Annotated in this window: 1 protein-coding gene; it reads right to left on the reverse strand. The window is 39.0% G+C overall.

Annotated elements, in window-relative coordinates; all coding sequences use genetic code 11:
- Nucleotides 1-237: 237 nt before the first annotated feature.
- A partial coding sequence (locus tag CWB76_RS17160; protein WP_171039649.1) for a flagellin N-terminal helical domain-containing protein occupies nucleotides 238-1004 on the reverse strand: 767 nt, incomplete at its 5' end.

The raw sequence follows: 1004 nt of genomic DNA on the forward strand, positions 1-1004 counted from the left end.
ACTAATCATTAAGAGCGACCATGCCTAAAAAAAACTAAACTTTATTTTGATTTTATTTATTAATACAGCCGAAATAATTACATAGCTACCAAACTAGATGCAGCTTTAAAAAAAGGCTGAGTAACCTTTTTTATTTTTATCCGAGCTCTATCTAAACAAAAACAGCCGCATCAAAGATGCAGCTGTTTTGGTATTTTTTAATCGATTACTCGGTTTATGTAACCTATCGTTAAGCTATTAACGAAGAAGTGAACCAATCATTTGTGTTGTGCTGTTAGCAGTACTAAGTAAAGAAATACCTGAGTTCATAAGCAACTGTTGCTTAGTCATATTAGATGTTTCAGCAGCAAAATCAGCATCCATCAGTGTAGAAGCCGCTGCTTGGGTGTTTTCTTTCATGTTGGTTACGTTGTTCATAGTATGTTCAAGGCGGTTCATTGATGCACCTAGTGCTGAGCGCGCAGTACCAATATTTTTAATAAAAGTATCAATACCAGTAATTGCTGCTGATGAATTCGTCGCATCATCTAGGTCACCGATGGTGCCTGCAGTAGCAACACTTGTGTTAATATCCTGTACTGCTGTACTAACATCAACTGAAAGTGTTTCAGCTGTTGATGAACCTACTTGGAACGATACAGCGCCAACATCAAATTTACCTGCAGTAGCATCTAGTAATTTAGTACCACCAAAGCTAGTGTTGTCCATAATACTTTTAAGCTCAGCTTCTAAAGCAACAAACTCAGACTTCATTGCTGTGTACTCATCCGCACCATTTGTACCATTGGCACCTTGGGTCGCTAACTCTTTCATGCGGTAAGCAATGTTAGTCATTTCATCAAACGCACCTTCCGCTGTTTGCAGCATAGACATTGCATTATTTGAATTATAAAGCGCTGCTTCTTGGCCGCGTACTTGTGCGTTTAAGCGTGATGCGATTTGTAGACCCGCTGCGTCATCTTTTGCAGAGTTAATTTTAAAACCAGACCCTAAACGCTCAAGCG

The sequence above is a fragment of the Pseudoalteromonas sp. S1609 genome (assembly GCF_005887255.1).
GTDB lineage: Bacteria > Pseudomonadota > Gammaproteobacteria > Enterobacterales > Alteromonadaceae > Pseudoalteromonas.